At 45.2% G+C, this 24385-nt stretch carries 24 protein-coding genes; 11 read left to right on the plus strand and 13 right to left on the minus strand.

Annotated elements, in window-relative coordinates; genetic code table 11:
* Window positions 1-461: 461 nt before the first annotated feature.
* The 13 genes from BMY75_RS02535 to BMY75_RS02595 all read right to left on the minus strand — a co-directional run bounded on the left by BMY75_RS02535 (window position 462) and on the right by BMY75_RS02595 (window position 8792).
* Window positions 462-1334, minus strand: coding sequence for a DegV family protein (locus BMY75_RS02535; protein ID WP_074829267.1), 873 nt, complete (start codon window positions 1332-1334; stop codon window positions 462-464).
* Window positions 1327-1824, minus strand: coding sequence for a hypothetical protein (locus BMY75_RS02540; protein WP_074829270.1), 498 nt, complete (start codon window positions 1822-1824; stop codon window positions 1327-1329). Before BMY75_RS02540 ends, BMY75_RS02535 begins: the two co-directional genes overlap by 8 nt.
* Window positions 1821-2306 (minus strand): YdbT family protein, encoded by a 486-nt coding sequence (locus tag BMY75_RS02545; protein WP_074829272.1) that lies wholly within the window; start codon window positions 2304-2306, stop codon window positions 1821-1823. The genes BMY75_RS02540 and BMY75_RS02545 overlap by 4 nt, the downstream gene beginning before the upstream one ends.
* Before the next feature lie 35 nt (window positions 2307-2341).
* Entirely contained in the window at window positions 2342-2860 is a 519-nt protein-coding gene (locus tag BMY75_RS02550) for a hypothetical protein (protein WP_074829275.1), read from the minus strand.
* Between the two features lie 42 nt (window positions 2861-2902).
* Window positions 2903-3406 (minus strand): hypothetical protein, encoded by a 504-nt coding sequence (locus BMY75_RS02555; protein WP_074829277.1) that lies wholly within the window; start codon window positions 3404-3406, stop codon window positions 2903-2905.
* Between the two features lie 20 nt (window positions 3407-3426).
* On the minus strand, window positions 3427-3945 hold the full coding sequence (locus BMY75_RS02560) for a hypothetical protein (RefSeq protein ID WP_074829279.1): 519 nt from the start codon (window positions 3943-3945) through the stop codon (window positions 3427-3429).
* 32 nt (window positions 3946-3977) lie between these two features.
* Window positions 3978-4511, minus strand: coding sequence for a hypothetical protein (locus tag BMY75_RS02565; RefSeq protein WP_074829282.1), 534 nt, complete (start codon window positions 4509-4511; stop codon window positions 3978-3980).
* A gap of 24 nt (window positions 4512-4535) precedes the next feature.
* Window positions 4536-4865, minus strand: a complete 330-nt coding sequence (locus tag BMY75_RS02570; RefSeq protein WP_139199678.1) for a hypothetical protein — start codon at window positions 4863-4865, stop codon at window positions 4536-4538.
* Window positions 4866-5092: 227 nt separating this feature from the next.
* Window positions 5093-5497 (minus strand): hypothetical protein, encoded by a 405-nt coding sequence (locus BMY75_RS02575; RefSeq protein WP_207646253.1) that lies wholly within the window; start codon window positions 5495-5497, stop codon window positions 5093-5095.
* Window positions 5498-5678: 181 nt separating this feature from the next.
* Window positions 5679-6752: a hypothetical protein gene (locus tag BMY75_RS18345; protein ID WP_074829291.1), complete on the minus strand. Its 1074-nt coding sequence runs from the start codon at window positions 6750-6752 to the stop codon at window positions 5679-5681.
* A gap of 30 nt (window positions 6753-6782) precedes the next feature.
* Complete coding sequence (locus tag BMY75_RS02585) at window positions 6783-7331, minus strand: hypothetical protein (protein ID WP_074829293.1); 549 nt, start codon at window positions 7329-7331, stop codon at window positions 6783-6785.
* Window positions 7332-7368: 37 nt separating this feature from the next.
* On the minus strand, window positions 7369-7935 hold the full coding sequence (locus BMY75_RS02590; protein WP_242940149.1) for a tRNA (cytidine(34)-2'-O)-methyltransferase: 567 nt from the start codon (window positions 7933-7935) through the stop codon (window positions 7369-7371).
* Complete coding sequence (locus BMY75_RS02595) at window positions 7932-8792, minus strand: pyridoxamine kinase (RefSeq protein ID WP_074829296.1); 861 nt, start codon at window positions 8790-8792, stop codon at window positions 7932-7934. Before BMY75_RS02595 ends, BMY75_RS02590 begins: the two co-directional genes overlap by 4 nt.
* A gap of 192 nt (window positions 8793-8984) precedes the next feature.
* Between BMY75_RS02595 and BMY75_RS02600 the strand changes: the two genes are divergently transcribed.
* From BMY75_RS02600 to BMY75_RS02650, 11 genes are all read left to right on the plus strand, one after another.
* On the plus strand, window positions 8985-10034 hold the full coding sequence (locus BMY75_RS02600; protein WP_074829299.1) for a dockerin type I repeat-containing protein: 1050 nt from the start codon (window positions 8985-8987) through the stop codon (window positions 10032-10034).
* Window positions 10035-10376: 342 nt separating this feature from the next.
* Window positions 10377-11627 (plus strand): leucine-rich repeat protein, encoded by a 1251-nt coding sequence (locus tag BMY75_RS02605; protein WP_074829301.1) that lies wholly within the window; start codon window positions 10377-10379, stop codon window positions 11625-11627.
* A 551-nt stretch (window positions 11628-12178) separates the two neighbouring features.
* The gene (locus BMY75_RS02610) at window positions 12179-12856 is read left to right on the plus strand and encodes an ABC transporter ATP-binding protein (RefSeq protein ID WP_074829304.1); all 678 of its coding nucleotides are present in this window, start codon (window positions 12179-12181) and stop codon (window positions 12854-12856) included.
* A gap of 34 nt (window positions 12857-12890) precedes the next feature.
* Window positions 12891-13781 (plus strand): ATP-binding cassette domain-containing protein, encoded by an 891-nt coding sequence (locus BMY75_RS02615; RefSeq protein WP_074830168.1) that lies wholly within the window; start codon window positions 12891-12893, stop codon window positions 13779-13781.
* A 128-nt stretch (window positions 13782-13909) separates the two neighbouring features.
* The gene (locus BMY75_RS02620; protein ID WP_081350427.1) at window positions 13910-16849 is read left to right on the plus strand and encodes an extracellular solute-binding protein; all 2940 of its coding nucleotides are present in this window, start codon (window positions 13910-13912) and stop codon (window positions 16847-16849) included.
* Window positions 16850-16869: 20 nt separating this feature from the next.
* Entirely contained in the window at window positions 16870-17805 is a 936-nt protein-coding gene (locus BMY75_RS02625) for a carbohydrate ABC transporter permease (RefSeq protein WP_074829307.1), read from the plus strand.
* Between the two features lie 18 nt (window positions 17806-17823).
* Window positions 17824-18726 (plus strand): carbohydrate ABC transporter permease, encoded by a 903-nt coding sequence (locus BMY75_RS02630; protein WP_074829309.1) that lies wholly within the window; start codon window positions 17824-17826, stop codon window positions 18724-18726.
* A gap of 48 nt (window positions 18727-18774) precedes the next feature.
* Window positions 18775-20373 carry a tetratricopeptide repeat protein gene (locus BMY75_RS02635; RefSeq protein ID WP_074829312.1) on the plus strand — a complete coding sequence of 533 codons (1599 nt, stop codon included), beginning with the start codon at window positions 18775-18777 and terminating at the stop codon, window positions 20371-20373.
* Between the two features lie 3 nt (window positions 20374-20376).
* Complete coding sequence (locus tag BMY75_RS02640) at window positions 20377-21006, plus strand: Yip1 family protein (protein WP_074829315.1); 630 nt, start codon at window positions 20377-20379, stop codon at window positions 21004-21006.
* A 20-nt stretch (window positions 21007-21026) separates the two neighbouring features.
* Entirely contained in the window at window positions 21027-23414 is a 2388-nt protein-coding gene (locus BMY75_RS02645) for a DUF5696 domain-containing protein (protein ID WP_074829316.1), read from the plus strand.
* Window positions 23414-24376, plus strand: coding sequence for a carbohydrate ABC transporter permease (locus BMY75_RS02650; RefSeq protein ID WP_074829318.1), 963 nt, complete (start codon window positions 23414-23416; stop codon window positions 24374-24376). Before BMY75_RS02645 ends, BMY75_RS02650 begins: the two co-directional genes overlap by 1 nt.
* The last annotated feature ends 9 nt before the right edge of the window (window positions 24377-24385 follow it).

Below are 24385 nucleotides of genomic sequence, written 5' to 3' on the forward strand. Positions count from 1 at the left end.
GTAAACTGCCAAAGAGACAAAGCGCGCGGTTTATGCGACTGCGTCGGCATATGCCTCGCGCTAGCAGGCTTGCGGATGAGCACACAGTCAGCAAAGCTGACTGTTAGAGGCAGACCCTCTCGGTCAAGGCACAAAAGCGACGCGGTAAGAGTACTGTCAATAGAACAGTAAACTTCCGACCAAATAGGGCGCGGCAATACCAAAAATTACGAGCGTATGCGACCGTATGCATACGCTCAAACTGTGTCCGTAAATAATTGCCGCGCCTGCTGTCAAACAGCGAAGCCACAGCCGACGCAGTCGCTGTTATCCGATGACTCGACCTGAGGAACGTGGGGCGATCCCTGTCCACTGCAGACCCAAAAGCAAAAAGCACAAATGTTCCACGTGGAACATTTGTGCCGAAATAGTCTGATGCGATCGTAACCGACTGTTAATATCACATAGGGACTTCGTCCATATTATTTGTTCTGGGACTTGAGAATCACGCCGATGACCTTAGGACCAGCGTTTACCGCTATCTCAGAACCTATCTGGTAACAGTCAGCAGGGGGATAACCCAGCTTTTTGGTCATAGCCTGAACCATCTCGTCACGGACTTCGGTATCGTTGCCGTACACGATGCAGTAAGGTGTCTTGGGTATCTGCTCGCCTGCGGTGAGTTCGATTATCTTGGGGATAAGAGCCTTGTCGCCGCGTACCTTGGCTTCGGTGGTTATCTGGTTGTGCTGTATGCGGGATACGGGGCGGAGTCCCATTATCTCACCAACGAATGCAGCAGCAGCAGGGATACGTCCCGACTTCTTGGCATACTGGAGAGAGTACATTCCGAAGAATATAACGCAGTTGTCTACCCAGTCGCGTATAAAGGTTTCTATCTCGGCAACAGATGCGCCTTTCTGCGCTTTCTTGGCTGCTTCAACAACTGCATAACCGTAGCCGCCTGTGTAGCCCTTGCCGTCGATGTTGATTATGCGGAACTTACCCTTTGCTTCGGGAACTTCCTCATAGAACTGCTCGACCGCCATGACAGAATTGTTGTATGTCGCAGAACCCTTTGAGTTGATGCTGACATAAATAACATCGGTATAACCTGCGTTGTACAGCTCCTTGTAATTCTCTGCGAACTCAAAGGCAGTTATCTGTGATGTCAGGGGTATGCCGTCATACTCGTCCATCATTTTGTAGAACTTCTCGTTGTCGAAATCAACGCGGCTGGTGTAGCTCTTGTCACCCATGCTCATCTTGAAAGGGACTACGTGAATTTCATACTTCTTCTCGTTCTCGATAGAGATGTCGCTGGCTGAATCGGTCATAATCTTTATTTTAGACATTTGATCTTCCTCCTTGGATTATATCCATTTTACTTTCTATGAATCGCTTTAACTGCGAGAATTGACTGGTTTCAAACTGTTTTGTCAGATATGTGGGGTCAATTTCTACTTTGTCGTAGTTGATATCTAATGGTGCTTTGAACATCAGCTTTCTGTCGTTAAGTTCAAAGCAGATAGTTTCTTCACATTTGGTTCCGTACCGTGTATCATGATGCTCTCTCTTTATTTCTATGTTCCAGATATCGCTGTATTTTATAACATCAGTCTTTATAAATCTGACTTCATTTTCCTTTGCGTCGAAGCTGCACGGTATATAGCATGATATCAATATGGTTAATAAGCATAACAAAGATAATATCCCGAAGACAACAGTTACAGCATTTGGAACGTACCACTTAGTTGCCGTTTCAGCAAAAATAGTAGCTATTATAAGGGTCGGAAATAAGAGCAAAAGAGCCAAATCCGAAGAATTAGTAAATTGTCCTTTCATGCCATTTTCTCCTCAATATATGCTTTCAGCTGAGAGAATTTGCTTTCATTGAAATCACGCTTTAGATCGCAGGGGTGATGTATCAGGTTTTTATAATTGATATCAAGCCTGCGGCGGTAAATATAGCGTTTACCATATTTTGTTTCTATGGTGAGTATTTCATTGTAGTGATCCTGATCACCGCGAATCATCGCCGTTTGAAACTCTTGTTCAACTGATATTTCTGATATATCGCGGTATCTTATTCTGGTCTTCTTAAAGAATACCTTTATAAGCACCGAACGTTTTCGGGCGTGCATACTCACAGGTACAACTGACAGTATAATAAGCAGTACTATGTATACTGCTATGGATATAAGGATGATGCCTGCGTCTTCTTCCCGCAATCTCACGCCTGAATATGCCAGCAAGATCATGAGAACTATGCCGCCATAAAACAAAACGTAAAATAACGGACTCCTGTATTTATATTTTATCTTCATTTGTTGTTTCCTCTTTATATGTTATTTTTCTCTTTTTATATATTTATATAGATGCGCTCCTCGATGTAGTTTTTGAGGCGTGAGAACTTGCTGTTTGCCATGTCCTCGGCTGACACACCTGACGGTTCGGATGTGTCGTGCGGCGGGACAAGTATGCCCGCGAATGAATGGTCGCCGTCGTCACAGTGGAAAGTTATTATTTCGGTGACACCTGTATATGTGACAATTTGGTACTTCGTCTTTTTTTTCTTGAACGATCTTGTTTCGGTGCGCAGATCGATGCTTTTTATTGAGGAATAGGGTATCCGCTTCCTGAATATCCTGCTGAATGTGACAGCGTTGTCGTCAGCGGAAAAGCGCACACTGACTAAGATTCGTCCGATAAAGAATGCCAGCACGGAACCTGATATAAAAACTAATATCCAGAATATCCGTCTATCGAGATGGTCACCTTTCATGAATAAATATATCATCAGTCCAACTGCGGCAAAAAATATTAAACCTTCCGTGGCAGAGGTATCGTTGACAGTGTCATAGTCGTATTTTTCTTTCATTTTTTCATTTCCTTTGTCAGATTTTTCTTAGCCTGTCCGCATTTATATATTTATATAAATGCGCTCCTCGATGCAGTTTTTGAGGCGTGAGAACTTGCTGTTCTCGAATTGTACTGTCAGGTCGGCAGGGTTCGCGTCGACTTTGTCGTAGTCGATGACCATTTTAGCTGAGAAGACATGAGTTTTCTCTTTTGTGGTTATGGTAAGTGTTTCTATGTAGTCTCTCACCATGCCGCTGCGAGATCCGTATTCGTTATTGCGGCGTTCAAGTTTGATGTTTGTGATATCTGCGTATCTGATAACAGTATTTTTGCGAAGACGAGAGAATGTCACCTGAGTATCATTTGCATCAAAGTTTGTTTCCTGTATCTCTATGCTGAGCATAACTGCGATCAGTATGATAACAGCCGCTATTGTCATCGTTATTATTCTGGGTACATCTATTGTAAAGCACAACAGCAGCCATATAACTGTAAAAAGTACACCGCCGATGCCGAGCACCAGACCTTCAAAAACGTCAGGTTCGCAAGTATAGTTTTCTCTCATGATGTTGTCACTCTTTCTATTTAGTCGATCTGCATGATCGGGATGCGCTCCTCGATGTAGGTTTTCAGCTTTGCGAACCTGCTGTTTTCAAACTGACGTTTAAGGTCATCGGGGTCCATGGCTACTACGTCGTAGTCGAGTTCCATTTTTGCCGAAAAGACGTAAGTATTCTCTTTTGCATTTATGGTCAGGGTCTCGACGTAGTATCTTGTCATGCCTGTGCGTGTGTTGTATGTTCTGTTGTGCCGCTCAAGCTTCATGCTTCTGATCTCGCCGTATCGTATAACTTTTTTTCTGCCGAGACAAGAAAATGTAACCTGAGTATCATCTGCTTCAAAGCTTCCTTTCTCCAGACCAGCGCCGATGATCAATACTGCGGTCAGCAGTATTACAAATACCAGCACAGCCACCATTTCACCTGCTGGTGTGCCTATCAGTACGCCAATAAGCAGCGATAACCATATTATTACAAATACACCGCCGCAGCCGAGAGCCATCCCTTCGGAAGCGTCATGTTCGCGAATATATTTTTCTTTCATTGTGTTATCACTCTTTCTTTCTATCTTTCTGTTTAGTCAGCCTGCATGATCGGGATGCGCTCCTCGATGTAGACTTTCAGCCGTGAAAAAGGGCTGTATGTTGTGTCATCGGGGGAGACAATCTCGGAATTGTTTGAACACATAATAGTTTTTTGCGATGGTTCTGATTTGCAGGCGAATGAATGATCGCCGTTTTCACAGTGGAAAGTCAGTATTTCGGTAAAATAAGGGCGTGTGGCTGTTCTGTTACCTTCTGTTGTCTTGTACATTCTTTTTTCGAGTCGCAGATCTATGCTTTTTATGGAAGAATATGCTATCTTCTTCCTGAAGAATCTGTAAAATGTGACAGCGTTATCGTCGGCGGTAAAGTGCATACTGACTGAGGAACGTGCGCCTGAGCAGATCATAGCGGAGCTTGCTATGGAAGCTAATATCCAGAATGTCTGTCTTTCAAGATCGTCGCTTTTTATTAATAGAAAAAATAGCAATATTAACCAGACGCTCAATAATATACCATCCAGGATACCGATTACTTTGACAGAGTCATATTTGTATTTTTCTCTCATGATGTTGTCACTCTTTCTTTCTATTTAGTCAGCCCGCATGATCGGGATGCGCTCCTCGATGTAGGTTTGCAGTTTTGCGAACTCGCTGTTTTCAAATTGTTCCGGCAGATATGTGGGGTTCATGGCTATCTTGTCCTGATCCAGATCGAGTTTTCGGTAATAGACATATTCATTTTTATTGATATCGGTTATTTTAAGTATCTCACCATACCAGTTTTGTTCGCCGTGCTGTTTTGCCTTTCTGAATTCGTGCTCTAAACGTATACTCTCAATATCGGAATATCTTATAACGGTTTTCTTAAAAAGCACCTTGATATTCAGTGCGTTTTCGTCTGCAAAAATCTCTACAGGCAAATTTTTTAACAGTATATAGCAGGCGAGCACTATGACAGGATACATTATAATAACAACCGGTTTAAGCACGGATGATACTTCGTTATTTAGCGAGATTGTTAAACCTGCACCAAGAACAAGTGGTATAAACGCTAATAATAGGGTGATGATCGGAAGTAAATTGCTTCTGAAATTATAGTTGATTTTCATTTTGTTATTCCTTCTTTTTATATGTTATCTCTCTGTTTTTATATTTTTTCAGCATTCATGATCGGAATGCGTTCCTCGATGTAGCGTTGCAGCTTTGCGAACTCGCTGTTCTCAAATTGTGATGCCAGATATGCGGGATTTTTGGCGATCGCATCATAGTCCAGATCGAGTTTGCGGCAATATACATATTCATTATTATTGATATCGGTTATTATCAGTTTCTCATAATAACCGTCATGTTCGCCGCGCGTTGTTGCTTTTTGGAATTCGCGGTCTAAGTTTATCCTTGCAATATCGGAGTATCTTATAGCATTTTCCCGAAAAAGCACCTTGATATTCAGTTTTTCTTCATCTGCGACCATCTCCATAGGCATATTGCTGAACAGTATGATCAAGGAGACCCATATGATAGGAACTACTATAATACCGGACGCTATGATCACTATTAAAAATTCATCTAGATTCGGCACTTTTGCTATGCTTGAAAGAATTGCAAAAAAACCTAAAAATATAAACACTCCAAATATATTGATAGTTGTAAGAGCGTTGCTTTTGAAATTATAGTTGATTTTCATTTTGTTATCCTCCTTCATGGTGTTTATATCTGTCACCATGTATGTTTTGTCAGCTTTTCTTTTTTATGTCTTCTATGTATATTTTCAGCCGTGAAAAAGGGCTGTATGTCGTGTCATCGGGGGACACGATCTCGGAATTGTTCGACATTGTAATAGTTTTTTGCGATGGTTCTGATTTGCAGGCGAATGAATGATCGCCGTTTTCACAGTGGAAAGTCAGTATCTCAATATAATATGTCTTTATGTCGAACGCACGGACTTCGTCGGCATTGTATGGCTTTTTTTCTCTGCGCAGATCTATGCTTTTTATGGAAGAATACGCTATCTTCTTCCTGAAGAATCTGTAAAATGTGACGGCGTTCTCATCGGCTGTAAATTGCATAGGGACTAAGGTACGTGCGCCCCAGAAGATCAGCGCGGAGCCCGCTATAGAAATCAATAACCAGAAATCCTGATCTTCAAGATCACCATATTTTAACAGTGCAAATATAAGTATTATTATCCCGCTGATCATTAATATATCGTTCAGGGTACTTACTTTTTTGGTGGAGTCATATTCGTATTTTCCTTTCATTTTCTTTTGTTCTTTTTTGGGGTCAGTATCGGGTATACTTCGGCTGTCTTTCATTATCTTGTCTTCTATGTATATTTTCAGCCGTGAAAAAGGGCTGACCGACCAGTCGTTATGGTACATAGACATTTCTGAACCCGGCGAGCGGCATTCTTGTTCCGGGACCAGTACGCCCGCGAATTTATGATCGCCGTCCTCACAGTGAAAAGTGATCCACTCGACAAGCTTTGCATATCTTTTACGTTTTTGCCTGCGCGTTATTGTTGATCTGGACATATCGATGCTTTTTATCGTAGAATAGTCTATCCTCTTTTTGATAATCTTGCCGAATGTGACAGCTTTGTCGTCAGCGGTAAAGGATCCTTGAAGATTTAAATATATTATCCAGCAGCTAAATAACACGAGCGATATGGCGAGCAGCGTGAAGAATACCTTTGTTTCGAGAGCTTCACGTTTGATTAATGCTATGATAAACAATGCTAACGAAACGAACAATAGTGCATCCATCGGCTCAAGGTCTTTGAGCGATTCATAACGGTACTTTTCTTTCATTTTGTTATCCTCCTTCATGGTGTATATATCTTATCTGTCACCATGTATATTTTGTAAGTTTATTCCTAGCCTTTTCTCAAATTTCATTTGTTCCTCGATATACGCTTTCAGTTTTGCAAACTTACTGTTCTCAAACTTCTTTTTTAGTTCATCGGGATCAGCGGCTACCTTGTCGTAGTCGATGTTGATTTTTCGGTAATAGACATATTCCTTTTTATGTATATCGGTTATTGTCAGTATCTCATTATAGCAGTCACGTTCACCACGCATTTCTGCCTTTCTGAATTCGCGCTCTATATTTATACTTTCAATATCGGAATATCTTATAACGGTTTCCCGAAAAAGAACTGTGACTTTCAGTGTCTTTTTCCTGGCAACCATCTCCACCGGCAAATTGCAGAGCAGCCAGGAAAAGTAAACCCATATTACAAAGAAAACACACATAAATATGCACAATGATAATAATACTATTTCATTTTTTACTACGGAAGCAACTGCCATAGTACATATAATTATTGACGTTCCCCATATAATAACAGCCCGTAGATAATCGCTTCTGTATGTATATTTGATTTTCATTTTGTTATCCTCCTTCATGGTGTTTATATCTTATCTGTCACCATGTATACTTTGTAAGCTTGCCCTCTCTGCCGAGATCGGGGTAATCCCACTGGCGGAGCACCTCATAGGTCGCTATTGCCACGGAATTTGACAGGTTCAGGCTTCGGAGAGTGTTCCTCATTGGTATGCGCACACATTCATCGGGGTGGGCGTAAAGAAGTTCTTCGGGAAGTCCTGCGTCCTCGCGTCCGAATATAATGTATACAGGCTTGTCCTCGGGGTAGCGGGCTTCGGAATGTACCTGCCTGCCCTTTGTGGTGAAGAAGAAGTACGCGCCATCGTTCTTTTCAAAGAACTCGTCTATATTATTATAATAGTATATATCCAGTTTATCCCAGTAATCAAGACCTGCGCGTTTCAGCTTTTTGTCGTCTATCTCGAAGCCGAAAGGTCTGACCATGTGGAGTGCTGCGCCTGTTACGGCACAGGTGCGGGATATATTTCCTGTGTTCTGGGGGATCCTGGGCTCTACGAGGACTATGTTGAGTCTGTGGGTGTTTTTCTTTTTTATCTCACACTGACTTTCAGTCTTCGGGATATTTGTAAACTCTGTATTGCTCATAGTACCGAATACCCGTCAAGCTGCTGGTAGCTTGTCAGCCAGGGAAGCTGACTTTCCAGCATAAGACCCTCTGTCCAGGGCTGCTGATAGCTGTATGTCACCTTGACATTCAGCTCGGCGAATGCGGTGGCTCTGTTCATGGCGATGGGGAGACTGTCGCCTTTAAGCAGTGAGCCTATCAGCACGCTGGCGAAGATATCTCCCGTTCCCGAATAGTGAGCCCCGCGGACATAGTCGTTTCGTATCTTCCAGAAACTGTTTGTATCCCTGTCATAGCCGATGGTGTGCATACCGCCGCCAGCAAGGTTCACGCTGGTGATGACCACTATCCTTGCGCCCTGCTCGGAGAGCCTTACCAGCCATGATCGTGCATCGCTGCTGCCAAGTGGCGTTGACGGATACTCCTCGCCTAAAAGTATAGCAGCTTCGGTTATGTTGGGGGTGATTATATCAGCTACGGCAACAAGCTCGCTCATGCGCTTGCAGAGTTCCCCTGTGTAGGTAGCATAGCTTTTGCCGTCATCGCCCATAACAGGATCCACGACTTTAAGTGCATCGGGGTATGCGGCGAAGAATTCAAGACAGTGGTCTATCTGTTCAGCCGACGCGAGAAAACCGCTGTATATGCAGTCGAAGTGGGTATTCATGCGCTTGTAGTGTTCCAGTGCGGGGTGAATGAAATCCGTGAGATCGCGGATAACGAATTCACTGTAACCCGTATGTGCAGAAAGCACCGCCGTAGGGACAGGACATACCTGTACGCCCATTGCGGAAAGTGTGGGTATTATAACTGTCAGCGAGCATCTTCCCAGTCCTGACAGATCCTGTATCGCGGCAACTCTTTTGCAGCCATTCATTTTACTGATCCCTCTTTATAAAAAATATTATTCAAATTATTATAGCACGGTTTTACCGATTTTTCAAGGGGGGATAAAAAGTTAATAAATGGTAATATCAGACTGAACGAAGATACTACCATTACCGGCAGCGGTCATCTTCATGTTGAATATGATAATCTTTACGATGTAGCACTGCGGTGCAATAAAACTTTGAAATTCGTAGATGCTGATGTATCTGTGAATTCAAAGTATGTTGGTGTCGGCTGGGGATCGGTAAGCTTAGATGATAGTGAAAACACCATCGTGATAAATCATTCCAGATTAGATGTAAAATCGTCTAATGAACCTGCAGTGAGCTATAAAAATATAGTTCTCAAAGACAGCTGCATTGAGAACCCTGTGGGCGGATATACTGCCGCACACTATATCTGTACAAGCAGCAGTAACGCTGCGCAGGAGGTACTTATCTCGCCCGTTGATAAATACGGTATTGAAATGGATGATGTTCCTGTGACCAATGTGAACAGCTCGGACGTTAAGGGCGACGGTAAGGTAAGCTATGATGTTGATACCAAGACACTTACCCTTAATGGCGGTACTTATAGCTACATCAATAACAATGATGTTGAGGGTCTGACCATCAATGTTGCTGCTGATACTACAATTAAGAATAAGAGCAATTCTGATAATTACGGCAGAACATTTGAACTTGACGAGGATACCACTATCACAGGCAAGGGAAAGCTTACTATTGAGGCAGCATCAGCAGGTGTAGTAGACTGGTATGATTCCGTGCTCACCATCAAGAATGCTAATTTAGATATCACAGCTCCCTATGGATTGAAAGGTCCGGAAATCGACAAGGGATTTGAAAAGCTGATTATTATGAATTCCACTTTGAATATCAATAGTTCAAATCGTGCTATTTCTGATTTCAACTACGGTATTGTTCTGAAAAACTGCAAGATAGTTGCTCCCGAAAATGCGATCATAAGTGAGAGAGGCGATGTTTACGAGAGTGACGGAAAGACCTTTGTAAAAGTTCTCAAGATCAAGCCGAATGGTATGAAAGGCGATGTGACAGGTGACGGAAAAATCAATACTTCCGATGTTACCAAGGTAGCTGCTCACGTAAAGGGCAAAAAGCTCCTTACCAAAGAACAGCAGGCTCTTGTCGATATAGACGGCAACGGAAAGGTCACTATTACCGACCTCACCAGAATTGCGGCGCACGCAAAGGGCAAAAAAATGATTCAATAATTGATACAGATCACACAAGCCGAGCTTATCTTGCCATAGCTCGGCTTTTTTCTGCGCAATTATCTGCTTGACTTTGCAGAGAAAACGGAGTATAATGTTAAATGTTATTACTATTGAATGTCTCTGCGGCATTTTAGTTTATGGTTATCCCGCTGACACACCTGACTTAAAAACGATCAAAGGAATATAATGAGCGTTTGGCGGTTATCATTTCCCCCGCCGCAGGCGGGGGAAATGATAACGTCAGCATAATATATACCTGTTATTCCGGCATTTTAAGTGGTGTGGTAAAGGGATAGTCAGATTTTAATTTTAACCGAGAAAAGGAAAGAGAGTGGTTTTATGAAACTGAAAAAAGCAGCAACAGGGCTTTGTGCGCTGATAATGGTGCTAAGCGGTACCGTTTGTACTACTGCTCCGATATTTGCAGATACAGCTATCACTGCAAGTGCGGCACAGACCTCCGGAGATTACGAATACACAGTATTCGGTGACAACACCATTGAGATAACCGCTTATAACGGCAGTGCTTCCAGCGTTTCGGTGCCTTCCAACATAGGCGGAAAGACTGTTGTAAGCATAGGAAAGTATGCTTTTGACGGCAATCATTCGGTAACAAGCGTTACTCTGCCGAGCACGATAAAGAGCATTGGTACCTGTGCATTTTTCTATTGTAGCAAACTGAAGAGCATAAATCTGCCCAACGGTCTGAAAGAGATCAAGGACGAGGCTTTTGAGAACTGCCTGTCACTTGGTTCTGTTGTTATGCCTAACAGCGTTACTTCTCTTGGCGGCAATGCTTTTGCCGGATGTACATCGCTCAGCAATCTCACCATAAGCAATGGCCTGAAGAAGATACCCGACTATGCGTTTGATGAGTGCGCTTCTCTCAGGACGGTTACTGTGCCTTACGGCGTGAAAGAGCTGGGTGTTCACGCATTTGCAAAGTGCAAGTCCCTTGAAAGCATATCACTGCCTTCCACTCTTACAAAGATAGGCGGAAACGGTTTTTACCTCTGCGCCAGATTGAAGAGCATTTCTCTGCCTGACGGTATCACCGAGATAGAATCCAATACTTTCATCGATTGTGTAGGTCTTACAACGGTCAAGTTCCCTTCAAAGCTGAAAGAGATAGACCTCGACGCTTTCAACGGATGCACAAGCCTTAGAAATGTACAGCTTCCGAACGGTCTGCAGACTATATGGTATAACGCATTCTACGGCTGTGTGGCTATGGGTACCGTTACTATCCCGAAAAGCGTCACAAAGATTACCGACAGAGCGCTGGGATTTTACGGTGACGGCAAGATAAAGGGCTTCAAGATGAGAGTATACAGCGGATCTGCAGCTGAAAAGTACGCCAAGGAATACGGTCTGTCATATGAGGTGATAGCTTCCACAAGCAAAGTCAAGGGCGATGTTAATGGCGACGGTAAGCTGACCGTGACAGATCTCACCAAGTTAGCGGCACACGTAAAGGGCAAAAAGCGCCTCAGCAATACCTCAAAGGCAGATGTTAACGGCGACGGAAAAATCAATATTTCTGATGTCACCATACTGGCTGCGGCTATCAAGGGCAAGAAAAAGCTCTGATAATGCGTAAAAACGTATAGTAATCACGAACCGGGCTGTCGGATAGGCAGCCCGGTTTTTTGTGTATTTAAAATTATGAAATTTTAACTAAATTAACATAATTATTTTGTGCATAACAGAGTTTGAAAACTTGTTGTGATTTTACACAAAGATTTTTGGAAATATATTGTGAATTGCAAATATGAAAACGTTACAACAATGCAAAAATTGCGAAAAAATACTGCAAATTGCATAAAAATTGCGACTTGCTATTGTGCAGTAGGGCGAAAGCGCAGTTATAGCTTAAATTTAAGGTTGCGTAAACGTTTTCTGGCGCTTGACAAAATGTCGGTTAATTGTTATAATAAATGATAGTATAGTATGCCATTTTGGCTAATTTTGATAAATCGTGTGGCATAGTGCACTTCACTTGACTAATATTTTTGAACACATTGTACAGCAAATACTGTATGTTGTATGGACAAAAATTAATATATCACAAGATGTGAAAATTGCACAAATCAACAACAATAATTGATCTGTACAAAGCTGCGGAAGGGAGGGAGAGCCCCATGGACGTTATACTCAGAACAGAGGAGCTTTACCGTGACTTCAAGATCGGCGACGGCAGTATAGTTTCTGCATTGAAAAATGTCAATATCGAGATAGAAAAGGGCAAGCTCACAGTGCTGAGAGGACGCTCGGGAAGCGGCAAGACTACGCTTATAAACATTCTTGGGGCGCTTGACCGACCTACCAAAGGCAAGGTGCTGTTCGACGGAAAGGATATCACAAGGCTTTCGGAGGGCGCAAGAGATGACCTCAGGCGGCATGATATGGCTTTTGTTTTTCAGTCGGTGGCGCTGATGTCGGGAATGACCGCATTTGAAAATGTCAGCTTCGGGCTGAGGCTGGCAAAATACCCTTATGACAAGCGCGACGCACGCACAAGAGAATGTCTTGCGGCGGTGGGACTTGATAAGAGGATGGGTCACAGACCGGGCGAGATGTCGGGCGGCGAACAGCAGAGAGTTGCGATAGCAAGGGCGATAGCCCATGAGCCGCGGCTGATATTCGCCGATGAGCCTACTGCGGAGCTGGATACCAATACCGCTCTGCATATCGTCAAGCTTTTCAAGGAGCTTGTTGCCAAGCAGAATATGACTATCATAATGACTACCCACGACCCCAGCATGATGGACGTGGCAGATAAGGTGTACACATTGGAGGACGGTGAGATAGTTGAGTGATGATACTATTATAAAGTCAGCCGATGATGAGTACATGATAAGATGTGAGAATCTTGTAAAAATCTATAAAACATCCGATGTGGAAGCGGTGGCGCTGCAAGGGCTCGACCTTGATGTGAAAAAGGGTGAGCTGATGGCTATCGTGGGCAATTCGGGCAGCGGTAAATCAACTCTGCTGAATATGCTTGGGGGACTTGACAGACCCTCGGCGGGAAGCCTGACGGTGGACGGCAAGAATCTGCTGAAATTCACGGATAAGGACTACATGGAGTACAAGCGGGACACCGTGGGCTTTGTGTGGCAGAACAATGCGAGAAACCTTGTGCCTTACCTTACTGCGGTGCAGAATGTGGAACTTCCCATGCTGCTGAAAGGCAGAAAAGGCAGGCGTGAAAGGGCGCTGGAGCTCCTTAAAAAGGTAGGGCTCGAAAAGCGGAAAAACAGCAGGCTCGATCAGATGTCGGGCGGCGAGCAGCAGAGGGTGGCTATCGCAATAGCTATGGTGAATGACCCGAAGCTTCTGCTGGCGGACGAACCTACGGGTTCGGTGGATACAAAGACCTCGGCGATGATACTTGATATATTCAAGGAGCTGAACAGGAGCGAGGGGGTCACGGTGGTGATAGTCACCCACGACCTTAAGCTGGCTGACCATATCGACAGAGTTGTTGCGATAAGGGACGGCAGAACAAGCTCGGAGATAATCAGGAAAAGATCGTACAGGGAAGACCTTGACGAAATGGGCGAGGTCATCACGGAGGAAGAGGCTACACATGAGGAACTGGCTGTGCTGGACAGATCGGGCAGATTACAGCTTCCTAAGGACTATATGCAGTCGCTGGGAATAAAGGGCGGCGGCAAGGTCAGGGTGGAGCTTGACGAAGAACGGGGCGGTATAATACTTTTCCCCTCGGAAGACAGTTAGTATATTCGGTCTGCTTTGCAGACTAAGGATAGATGGGATCTCTTTACAGTTTAAATGACTATGCGTCGGTGCAGTGAGGATCTCAGGTTTTTTTCACAGCATTATTTTTAGAAAGGGTGGATCTAATAGTGAAAAACACAATGTTTAGGCGTGTTGTTTGTTCTGCTTTGGCGCTATCGCTGAGTGTAAGCTGCTTTGTTCCGACGGCTTTTGCAGAAACAAATGACTCTCTAGGCACTGCCGATGAAAGCTCTGAGGCTTTGACAGGCACAGACAGTATCCGTCAGAACTCTTACAGCAAGTATCTGAAAAAATATGAGGGTACCGCAAGACCCAAGATCGATGAGATCGTGATCAAGGGTTCGGATTATTTGCCTGATTCGGTTAGTGCTGATCTTATAATGGGCGCCGAAACGAGCTTTGAGGGCGTGGATGACGTATTCATCTGGTCAAATCAGCAGGGTTCTGTATCCTATGAGGTGGTTATCCCTCAGGATGGTATGTACAACCTGAAGATGTCCTATTACGCTCTGGCAGGAACAACAAATGATATCGAGTTCTCTCTGCTCATAGACGGCGAGAGCCCCTACGGTACAGCTCAGCGTATCACTCTTGACAAGGTGTGGATCAATGACGGTGATATCGGTGAGGATGCTAAGGGAAATGATATGCGTCCAGGACAGATAGAATATCCCACATGGCAGATGGACAAGCCTCTGGCAGATGTTGACGGCCTGTACAATGAGCCTCTGCAGTTCTATATGTCAGCAGGCAAGCACGTGCTTACCCTTGATTCTGACAAGGCACAGTTCGTGATAGGTGATATAAAGGTATACAATTATGAAGAGCCTGAGGCGTACAGCGCTCCTTCCTCTTCACAGATAAGCCAGTCTTCGGGACAGAAGATAGTGCTGGAGGGCGAGACCGCCAGCTACAAGTCATCAAAGACACTGTATCCTACATCTGACAAGACATCTTATATGACTTCCAGTGCCAAGGATTACAGCCCTACCAAAACCAGGTACAACACCATTGGCGGCGGCGGAAACTGGAACCAGTCAACACAGGCTGCTACCTGGGAATTCAATGTGCCTCAGGCAGGATACTATAAAATAGGTATATTCAGCAGACAGGATCAGATGAGAGGTATGTACTCCAACAGAAGGCTGTACATAAACGGCGTTGTTCCCAACAAGGAATCTGATCAGATCAAGTTCTACTACGATACTGACTGGAACGTTGTTACACCTACCGATAAGTCCGGCGATACCATGTACTACTTCCTTGAAGCGGGTTCAAACACCCTCACACTGGAAGCTGTTCCCGGTGAGATAGGCGAGATAATGGGTGCGCTTGATGATGTTGTTTTCGATATCAACAGCTACTATCGTCAGATAAGACAGATCACAGGACCTTCTCCCGATGAGTACAACAACTACATGATAGATGTTGCTATACCTTCTATCATCGGTGATTTTGAGAATAATGCAGAGCTCCTCAGAGATGAGAAGAAAAAGATCGAGAAGCTTTCGGGTTCGGGCGGAACAGAAGCCGAAACTCTTGAAAAAATGGCAATAGTACTTGACAAATGCGTGAAGAAGCCTGATATAATCCCCGAGATGATGGGACAGATCAAGGATAACATAACTGCGGTATCGACCTTTATCAATACTTACAGAATGCAGCCCCTTGAAGTTGATAAGCTTGAACTTTGCTCGGATGATGTGGCTTTCTCCGATTGTGAGCAGACTTTCTTCGGAACTGTCGGACATGGTTTCCAGTCCTTTATAGGTTCATTCTTTGAGGACTACAACTCACTTTCGGATGATGAAGATGCCACCGCACAGGAGTGCTGGGTAACTCTCGGACGTGATAATGCGGTAGTTATCAAGGAACTTATCGACAGCGACTATAATGCAAATTCCGATAACAAGATAAACCTCAAGCTGGTACAAGGCGGTATTACCGAGGCTACTTTCTCGGGCAAGGGTCCTGACATGGCGCTCTTCCTGGGCGGTGACTACCCCATTCAGCTGGCGGTAAGAGATACGCTGGTAGACCTGACACAATTCAGTGACTACCAAGAGGTCACCAAGCGGTTCGCTCCGGATATCATGACGCTGTACACCTACGACGGCGGCGTTTACGGTCTGCCGTGTACACAGAACTTCCCGATGCTGTTCTACAGATCGGATATTCTGGAACAGTACGATATCGATCCCGATACAGATCTGGCCACATGGGACAGCCTTATCAACTGCCTGCCCACTCTCCAGAGAAACTACCTTGAAGTAGGTCTGAGACTTCCCGCTACTGCTACCGCGGGCGTTACGCTGGTATCAGCCGTTACCGAAAACGGAAGCACATTCGCTATGATGCTTCTCCAGAAAGGTCTTAACTACTACAACGAGGATCAGACAAAGACTACATTCAGCGAACAGCCTGCTATCGAAGCTTTCGATACCTGGACAAAGTTCTATACCACATACAGCTTCCAGCAGCAGTATGATGCGCTGACAAGATTCAGACAGGGTGATATGCCGGTACTGGTAAACGACTATTCATTCTACAATCAGCTGACAGCTACCGCTCCCGAGATAAAGGGCTGCTGGAGCTTCAGAGCTGTTCCCGGTACAAAGGATGAAAACGGCAATATCAATCATACCGCTAACTCCGAGAGCACCGGCTGCGTTATCTTCAATAAGGCTCCCGATAAGGAAGCTGCTTGGGACTTCATCAAGTGGTTCACCAGCACCGAGACTCAGACCAAGTACGGCAACAACATCGAATCCGTACTGGGACCTATGGGACGTTACTCTACTGCTAACCAGGAAGCCCTGAGAGGTCTTTCATGGACCACCAAGGAAGCAGATCTGCTTCTGGATCAGATGAACACTCAGGTAGAGATACCGATCATCCCCGCTTCCTACGGCGTAACGAGAAACGTAATGAACGCATTCAGAAAAGTTGTTAATGAAAACGAAAATGCAAGAGATACCCTGTTCTGGTACAACAAGGATATCAACGATGAGATCACACGTAAGCGCGCAGATCTCGGATTAGACTAAGGAAAGGAGAGTGCTGTGTTATGGCTAAAAACACTCAAGGCCCTATGAACAAACAGGGCAGATGGGCTTATACCTGGCACATGGTAAAAGCCAACAAAGGCTGCTATATCATGCTCATTCCTTTCATGATATTCTTCATCACCTTTACGGTAGTGCCTGTTATAATGTCGCTGCCTATGGGCTTCACGAACTTCAACATGATACAGATGCCCAAGTGGGTAGGTCTTTCAAACTTCTATACGCTGTTCGTAAATGACGATGTGTTCCTTATCGCGATAAGAAATACTCTGATATTCGCGATATTCACAGGACCTTTCTCCTACGTTCTCAGCTTCCTTATCGCGTGGCTGATAAACGAGATGAACCCGTTCCTGAAAACATTCTTTACATTCGTATTCTATGCTCCTTCCATGACAACATCGGTATATGTTACCTGGCAGCTGATCCTTTCGGGCGACTCCTACGGTTACCTGAACGCTGTGCTGATGGATCTGGGCATACTGAAATCCCCCGCACAGTGGATAACCGACACCAAGTACATTCTGACGGTAGTTATCATCGTTCAGCTGTGGATGTCCATGGGTGCAGGCTTCCTTGCGATACGCGCAGGCTTCCAGAACATAGATAAGTCCATGTACGAGGCGGGCGCTATCGAGGGTATCAAGAACAGATGGCAGGAGCTCTTCAAGATCACTATCCCCTCTATGGGACCTCAGCTTCTGTTCGCTGCTGTTATGCAGATATCCACTTCGTTCACTGTTGGTATGGTAGGTCAGAACCTGGTAGGTCTGCCTTCCACCGACTACGCGGCACATACCATAATGAACCACGCTACTGACTACGGCTGGGTACGTTATGAGATGGGCTATTCGTCAGCGATATGTTTCGTGCTCTTCGCTGCGATGCTTCTTGCCAACAAGGGTGTCAACTGGATACTCGGCAAGTATATTGATTAAAAGGGGGGAATATTTCAAATGGCTGGAAGAAAGAAAAAGAAGCAGTCTATCGAGAAGCTCAAAGTCTCTGATAAGAAAAAGTCTATCAACGGCTCAAGAGCGGGCGATGTCTGCATATTCATATTTTTGGTGCTTCTGGGTGCATTCATGGTATTCCCGCTGTACTATTCGGTGATACAGTCGTTAAAGCCTGTTGAGGAACTCTTCGTGTTCCCGCCGAAGCTTTACGTTATCAATCCCACGGGAAGGAACTTCTCGGATATGTTCAGAGTTGCGGCTAACTCATGGCAGGTGCCGCTTTCCAGATATATCTTCAACAGCTTCTTCATCACCATCGTTATCTGCGGCGCGAACCTCTTTGTTTGCTGCTGCGCGGCATTCGTACTTTCAAAGTGCCGTTTCCCCGGTGACAGATTCATCAACCAGGTCATAGTACTTGCGCTGCTGTTCGCTTCAAACGCAACATGGATCATGCAGTTCATGGTAATGGCTAAGCTGAGAATGATAGATACCTACTGGGCACTGATACTCCCCAGCATCTCCACATCTATCGGTCTGTACCTGATGAGACAGTCAATGTCCACGATACACGATGCTATGGTAGAGGCTGCAAAGGTTGACGGCGCAAGCCTGTTCAGGATATGCTGGCAGATCGTCGTTCCCAACTCAAAGCCCGCACTGATGACCCTGATAATCTTCGCATTCCAGGGCGCATGGAATATGCAGGGCGGTGCTCTGATATATTCGGAAGAACTCAAAACACTACCTACTGTTGTACAGCAGATCTCTGCGGCAGGTCTTGCCCGTCAGGGCGTTACCTTCGCTTCGAGCGTTGTACTTCTCATTCCTCCGCTGATGGTATTCCTGGTTGCACAGGGCAACGTAATGGAGACCATGGCGAATTCCGGTATGAAGGATTAATAGGTATCCGACATGAGAACTAGAAAAGGAAAAAGGTGATAAGTAGTGTTGAGAATAAAAAATTCTTTTAAAAAGATTCTCTGCGCAGGACTGGCTGCCGTCGCTGCAATGTCGATGACGCTGAATTCTTACGCAGCAGAACCCTACAAGTCCTACATATATGATTTCTGGGGCGACCCGATACCTTCGCAGAATGCTTACCGTATCGATAAGGCTGTTACAGGATTTGATATGGGACTTAGCAGGCTTTCAGATCCGGAAGATCCGCTGTTCATCAGCGAAAAGGCTTCCGCAAGGCTTGCAAATTCAAAGGATATGTACTTTGATCCCGAGCTGAAGCAGTTCTGGATAGCGGATACCGATAATAACCGTATCCTCAGACTGGACGAAGATCTGAAACTGGTGGGCGCTTATACAGGTGCTTCAGACGGTAAGAATTTCGCCGCTCCCTCGGGAATTTATGTAAAGCGCAGCGTGCTTGACGGCAAGCTTTACATATACATTGCAGATTATGAAAATTCAAGAGTTGTCAAGGCTTCGGTAGAATCCGAGAAGGAACTCCAGCTTGTGATGGAATACACAAGACCCGAGACAGACCTCTACACCGTTGAGACTTTCAACCCCTCAAAGGTAGTAGCAGATAAGGCTGAGAACGTTTATGCGGTTTGTACCTCTGTAAACCAGGGTGCGGTGCAGTTCACAAAGTCGGGCAAGTTCCAGGGATACTTCGGTGCCAACAGAGTTGAGGTAACGGCTGCCGTTATCGCTCAGAAACTCTGGAGAAAGTTCGCTTCAAACGAGCAGATCTCGGGTATGCAGAGAAACGTACCTGTTGAGTATGCAAACTTCGATATCGACGACGGCGGTTTCATATACACCGTTACCGAGGCTGCAAATGCAACTACGGACGCTGTTAAGAAGCTGAACCCCGCAGGCTACAACATCTGGAACAACTCCACCGGTGATACCTACATCTTCGGTGATATGGCTTCGGAGTACGATGCTACTGCGAACCAGACTTATTCTACCAGACTTACGGATATCTGTATATCCGACAACGGTCTGATAAACGTGCTGGACTTCTCCACAGGACGTGTTTTCCAGTACGACAGAAATGCTGAGCTGCTTTGTATCTTCGGTACAAAGAACTCTACCAACGATCAGCGCGGAAGCTTCTCGAACCCCAATGCGGTGGAAGCTTACAACAATAACATCTACGTACTCGACGGTTCGAAGAATGATATAACCATCTACTCCGAGACCACATTCGGTTCGCTGATGCATGAGGCTATCGAGCTTTACGATCAGGGCAGATATTCAGAGGCAAAGCCCATCTGGGAGAACGTTCTCGCAAGAGACGGTGGCTATCCTATGGCGTATATGGGTCTCGGCAAGGCTGCACTGAACGAGGGCGAGTACCAGAAGGCTCTGGATTACTTTGAGACTGCTTATGCTCAGAGATCTTATGACAGAGCATTCAAGTACGCAAGAAACGAGTTCATTGAGAAGAACTTCAATATTATCGTCACCGTTATCGCGGTGCTGGTAGTATGGCTGATCGTACTTTCCAAGCTGCACAAGAGAAATATCTATATCATCAAGGGCAAGCTCGGTAAATTGATACCAAAGAAGAAGGAGGGAAGATAAGTCATGTATGAATTTACACCCATAGGCTGGTTAAAGCACTGTATCTTCCACCCTGTTGAAGGCTTTGAGGATCTGAGATGGAAAAAGCAGGGATCTGTAAGGATCTCAATGGTAATAGTTTTCTTGCTGTTTGTTGCAATGGTGGCTGACAGACAGCTGACAGGCTTCCAGTTCAACAACAACTACGTAAAGATCTTCAATGTCGTTCCGCTGATAGTTCAGTCGGTGGTATACTACATTACATGGTGCATCGGAAACTGGTCCATATGTACGCTGCTGGAGGGCGAGGGTACTTTCAGAAAGATCTGTATATACTCCGCTTACTCGCTGGTGCCTTACATAGCATGCACACTTATACGAGTACTTCTCTCGAACTTTCTGGTACAGGAAGAGGTCATCTGGATCGCTGCACTGTACTATCTGGGAATGGGCTGGTCAATAGTACTTATGATACAGGCAATGAGAGCCTGCCATCAGTATTCCTTCGGCAAGACCCTGATATCCATGCTGCTGACGATCGCAGCAATGCTGCTGATACTGTTCCTGGCAATACTTCTGCTCTCTCTGTTCCAGCAGGTTTACGTATTCATCTATCAGATCTATACTGAGATCGCGTATAGGATCCGAGGCTAATTAGAAACGGTGGTGTTAAAATGCATAATAAAAGTTATAAAAAAGCGATTGTCTTTGGTTTGTGCCTTACTATGCTGATGCCTCTGGGTTCTATGGCCGTTACTTCGGCTGATGCTGAAGAGGATACCGCCGCGGTGGAGGAAACTGCGGCGGTCGATGAGACCGCAGCTGCAGATGAGGATACTTCGGGAGCTGAGGATGATCTCCCCGAAAAGATATCCGACGAGCAGGCTGCATCTATGGCTCAAAAGCTCTGCGAGAACGACAATTTCATTCTCTACGGTGACGAAGATAACGAAAGACTCGGTCTTTATGTAAAGAGCAGCGGCGCTTACTGGTGGACTTCTCCTATAAACGTATTTTCCGAGGATCAGGTAGTCGATGTTGAAAAGGGCAACATGATGAAGAAAGCGCTGAGAAAGCAGATCGCATCAAGCTGCGCTATCAAGGTCGGTGACCTGAGACAGGAAAAGAGGACAGAGTCCGCGGCGCCTATCTATTCCAATAAGGCAAAGCCCAAGTGGACTACCAATGACAAGGGTGCTGTTATCGAGTACAATTTCAGTTCCGAGGGCGTTAAGCTGAAAGTTCATTACGAGCTTTGCGAGGACAGTCTGTACGTTTACGTTAATTCTTCCGAGGTCGAAGAGAAGAACACTTCTCAGGTTGACGGCAAGATACTTACCAAGCTTCAGCTTTGTCCTTACTTTGCAGCAGCTCCTGCTGTGGACTGCAACGGCAATCCTACGGAAGGCTATATGATAATCCCTGACGGCAGCGGTGCTGTCATAAACTACAACAACGGCAAGGGTACTTATCCCGATTACGTTCAGCAGGTATACGGCAGAGATTACACCATGGTTCCTCTGCAGGCTCCGAGAGTTACCGAGCAGGCTTATCTGCCCGTGCTTTCCACGGTAAACGGCAGCAACGGCATCGTTGCGGTGGCTACAGACGGTGATGCTAACGTATACGCAAGGGCTCAGGTGAGCGGTCAGAACAAACAGGTATACAACAGCTGCTACTTTGAGTTTGAAACACGTTCTTCCGATGCGTTCTTTATGAGCGGCGACAGTGCCAACAAGCTGAACGTATTTGAAAAGGGCGATATCAAGACCGAGCGTTTCGGTGTACACTACTATCCGGTTACTAGCAAGGACGGCGGTACTGTAAACTATGCTGACTGTGCTGAGGTATACAGAAACTATCTTATTAATGAGAAAGGTCTGAAAAAGCAGTCCTCTCTCAGCAACAAGCTTTATATGGATCTCTACGGCGGCGTACTGAAGAGAACTTCCATACTGGGTCTGCCTTTCAATCTCAAGACCGAGATAACAGGCTTCGATCAGGCAGGCGAGATAGTTAAGGAACTCAAGGGCAAGGGCGTTAACAGCTTCACTGTCAATTACAATGACTGGACAAATGCCGCTATAAAGGATAATATCTCCACTAAGGCAAAGCCCTCGGGCACACTGGGCGGAAAAAGTGATTTCACCGAATTTATCAACACTGACAACGTTCAGGTATTCCCATCCATGAACAACTTTACTATGGATAAATCTTCCGGCGGATACTGGACACTGACGAGCACTGCCATAAGGATCTCCAACGCTTATTCAAGACAGTCCTCTTACAGCCTGTCATTCGGCGTTGCAAAGAAGGGCGTTGCTCCTGCGCTGCTTTCACCCAGCAAGTATTCAAAGACCTTTGAAGAGATGATAAGCAGTTATCAGAAGGAAGGTCTCGACAGGATAGGCTTCGGTTATCTGTCTTCAAGACTGGTGGGAGATTACACCAGAAAGGATACCTATTGCAGAGACAAGACCATGAATGTACTTGTGGACGAGTACAAGAATGCTAACAGCAATATGGGTGCTATCCTGGCTGATGAGGCTAATGCTTATATACTGCCTTATGTTTCCACTGTATCGGGCGTGCCTGTTTCTTCCAGCGGATACGATATCACTGATTTCGATATCCCGTTCTATCAGATGGTCATCCACGGCTATGTGCCTTACGCTTCAAGTGCTATCAACAAGAGCTCCAACACCGATGAGACCTTTATGCTGGCTCTTGCTTCGGGCTCTCAGATACACTACGACTTCACCTATGCTGACAGCGATGTGCTCCAGGATACCGAGTACAACGACCTGTATTATACCAATTACAAGGGCTGGACAGCTGCGGCAGCAAGCCAGTACAAGGCTGCAAAGAACATTATCGGCGGTGTTTCCGACTACACTATCAGCAAGTACGAGATAAGCGGCGACGGAAATGTTCTCACGACCACCTATTCAAAGGAAGGCAATGCCGATGTTGTGGTAGAGATCGATAAGAAGAACGCTACCGCGACCGTTGACGGCCAGAACGTCAACATAGATAACTGTATTGAAGGAGGTTTGAAATAATGAGCAAAGAAAAAACCAAAGCAGTTCAGACTTCCGAAAATGCGTCTCCCGCAAAGCAGAAAAAGCACGTTCTTTCCTATGAGAAAAGAAAGGGACTTTACGGCTACGGCTTTATAGGTCTCTGGGCGATAGGCACTATATATTTCTTCATCGCACCTCTTATCATGTCCCTTATCTACTCCTTCAACGAAACAGAGGTTAAGGTCGGCGGAATGGGTATGAAGTGGATAGGCATGAAGAACTATGTCAATGCCTTCCGTAAAGATCAGGACTACACTCTTGCGCTGGTGGATATGCTGAAAAACACTGCGCTGAGAACTCCTCTGATCATTATTTTCTCGATATTCATCGCACTGGTGCTGAACCAGAAGTTCAAGGGAAGAACTTTCGCAAGAGCGGTATTCTTCCTGCCTGTTATCATAGCTACCGGCCCTGTAATGGATATCATCAACGGCAACATGAGCACAGGCGGCTACTCGGGCGGCTCCGAGCAGTTCAGCACGATGTTTGAAGCTAACCTTGTAGATCAGCTCCTTAACTTCCTGGGCATCTACAATATCAGCGACAAGCTTTCAAACATAATAAATTCGCTGACAACAGATATCTTCAATCTGGTTTGGAACTCGGGTATACAGATACTTCTGATACTCGCGGCACTTCAGGGCATCTCGCCTGCTTCCAAGGAAGCAGCTCAGATGGAGGGCGCTACTTCATGGGAATTCTTCTGGAAGATAACTCTCCCCACCATAAGCCCTATGATACTCGCATGCGTTGTTTATACGGTAGTTGACTCTTTCGTTGACCCCGGAAATAAGGTAATGACCATAGTTCTGAACAAGTCGACCAACTGGCAGCACGGATATTCAGCTGCGATGGCTTGGGCATACTTCGCTATAATAGGTGTTTGCCTGGGTATCATAGTTGCTATCCTTAACAAGGTCATCTACTACGAAGTTGAGTAAAGGGGGGAT

Origin of the sequence: Hominimerdicola alba (assembly GCF_900109655.1) — a bacterium.
In the GTDB taxonomy this organism is placed as follows: Bacteria; Bacillota; Clostridia; order Oscillospirales; family Ruminococcaceae; genus Hominimerdicola; species Hominimerdicola alba_B.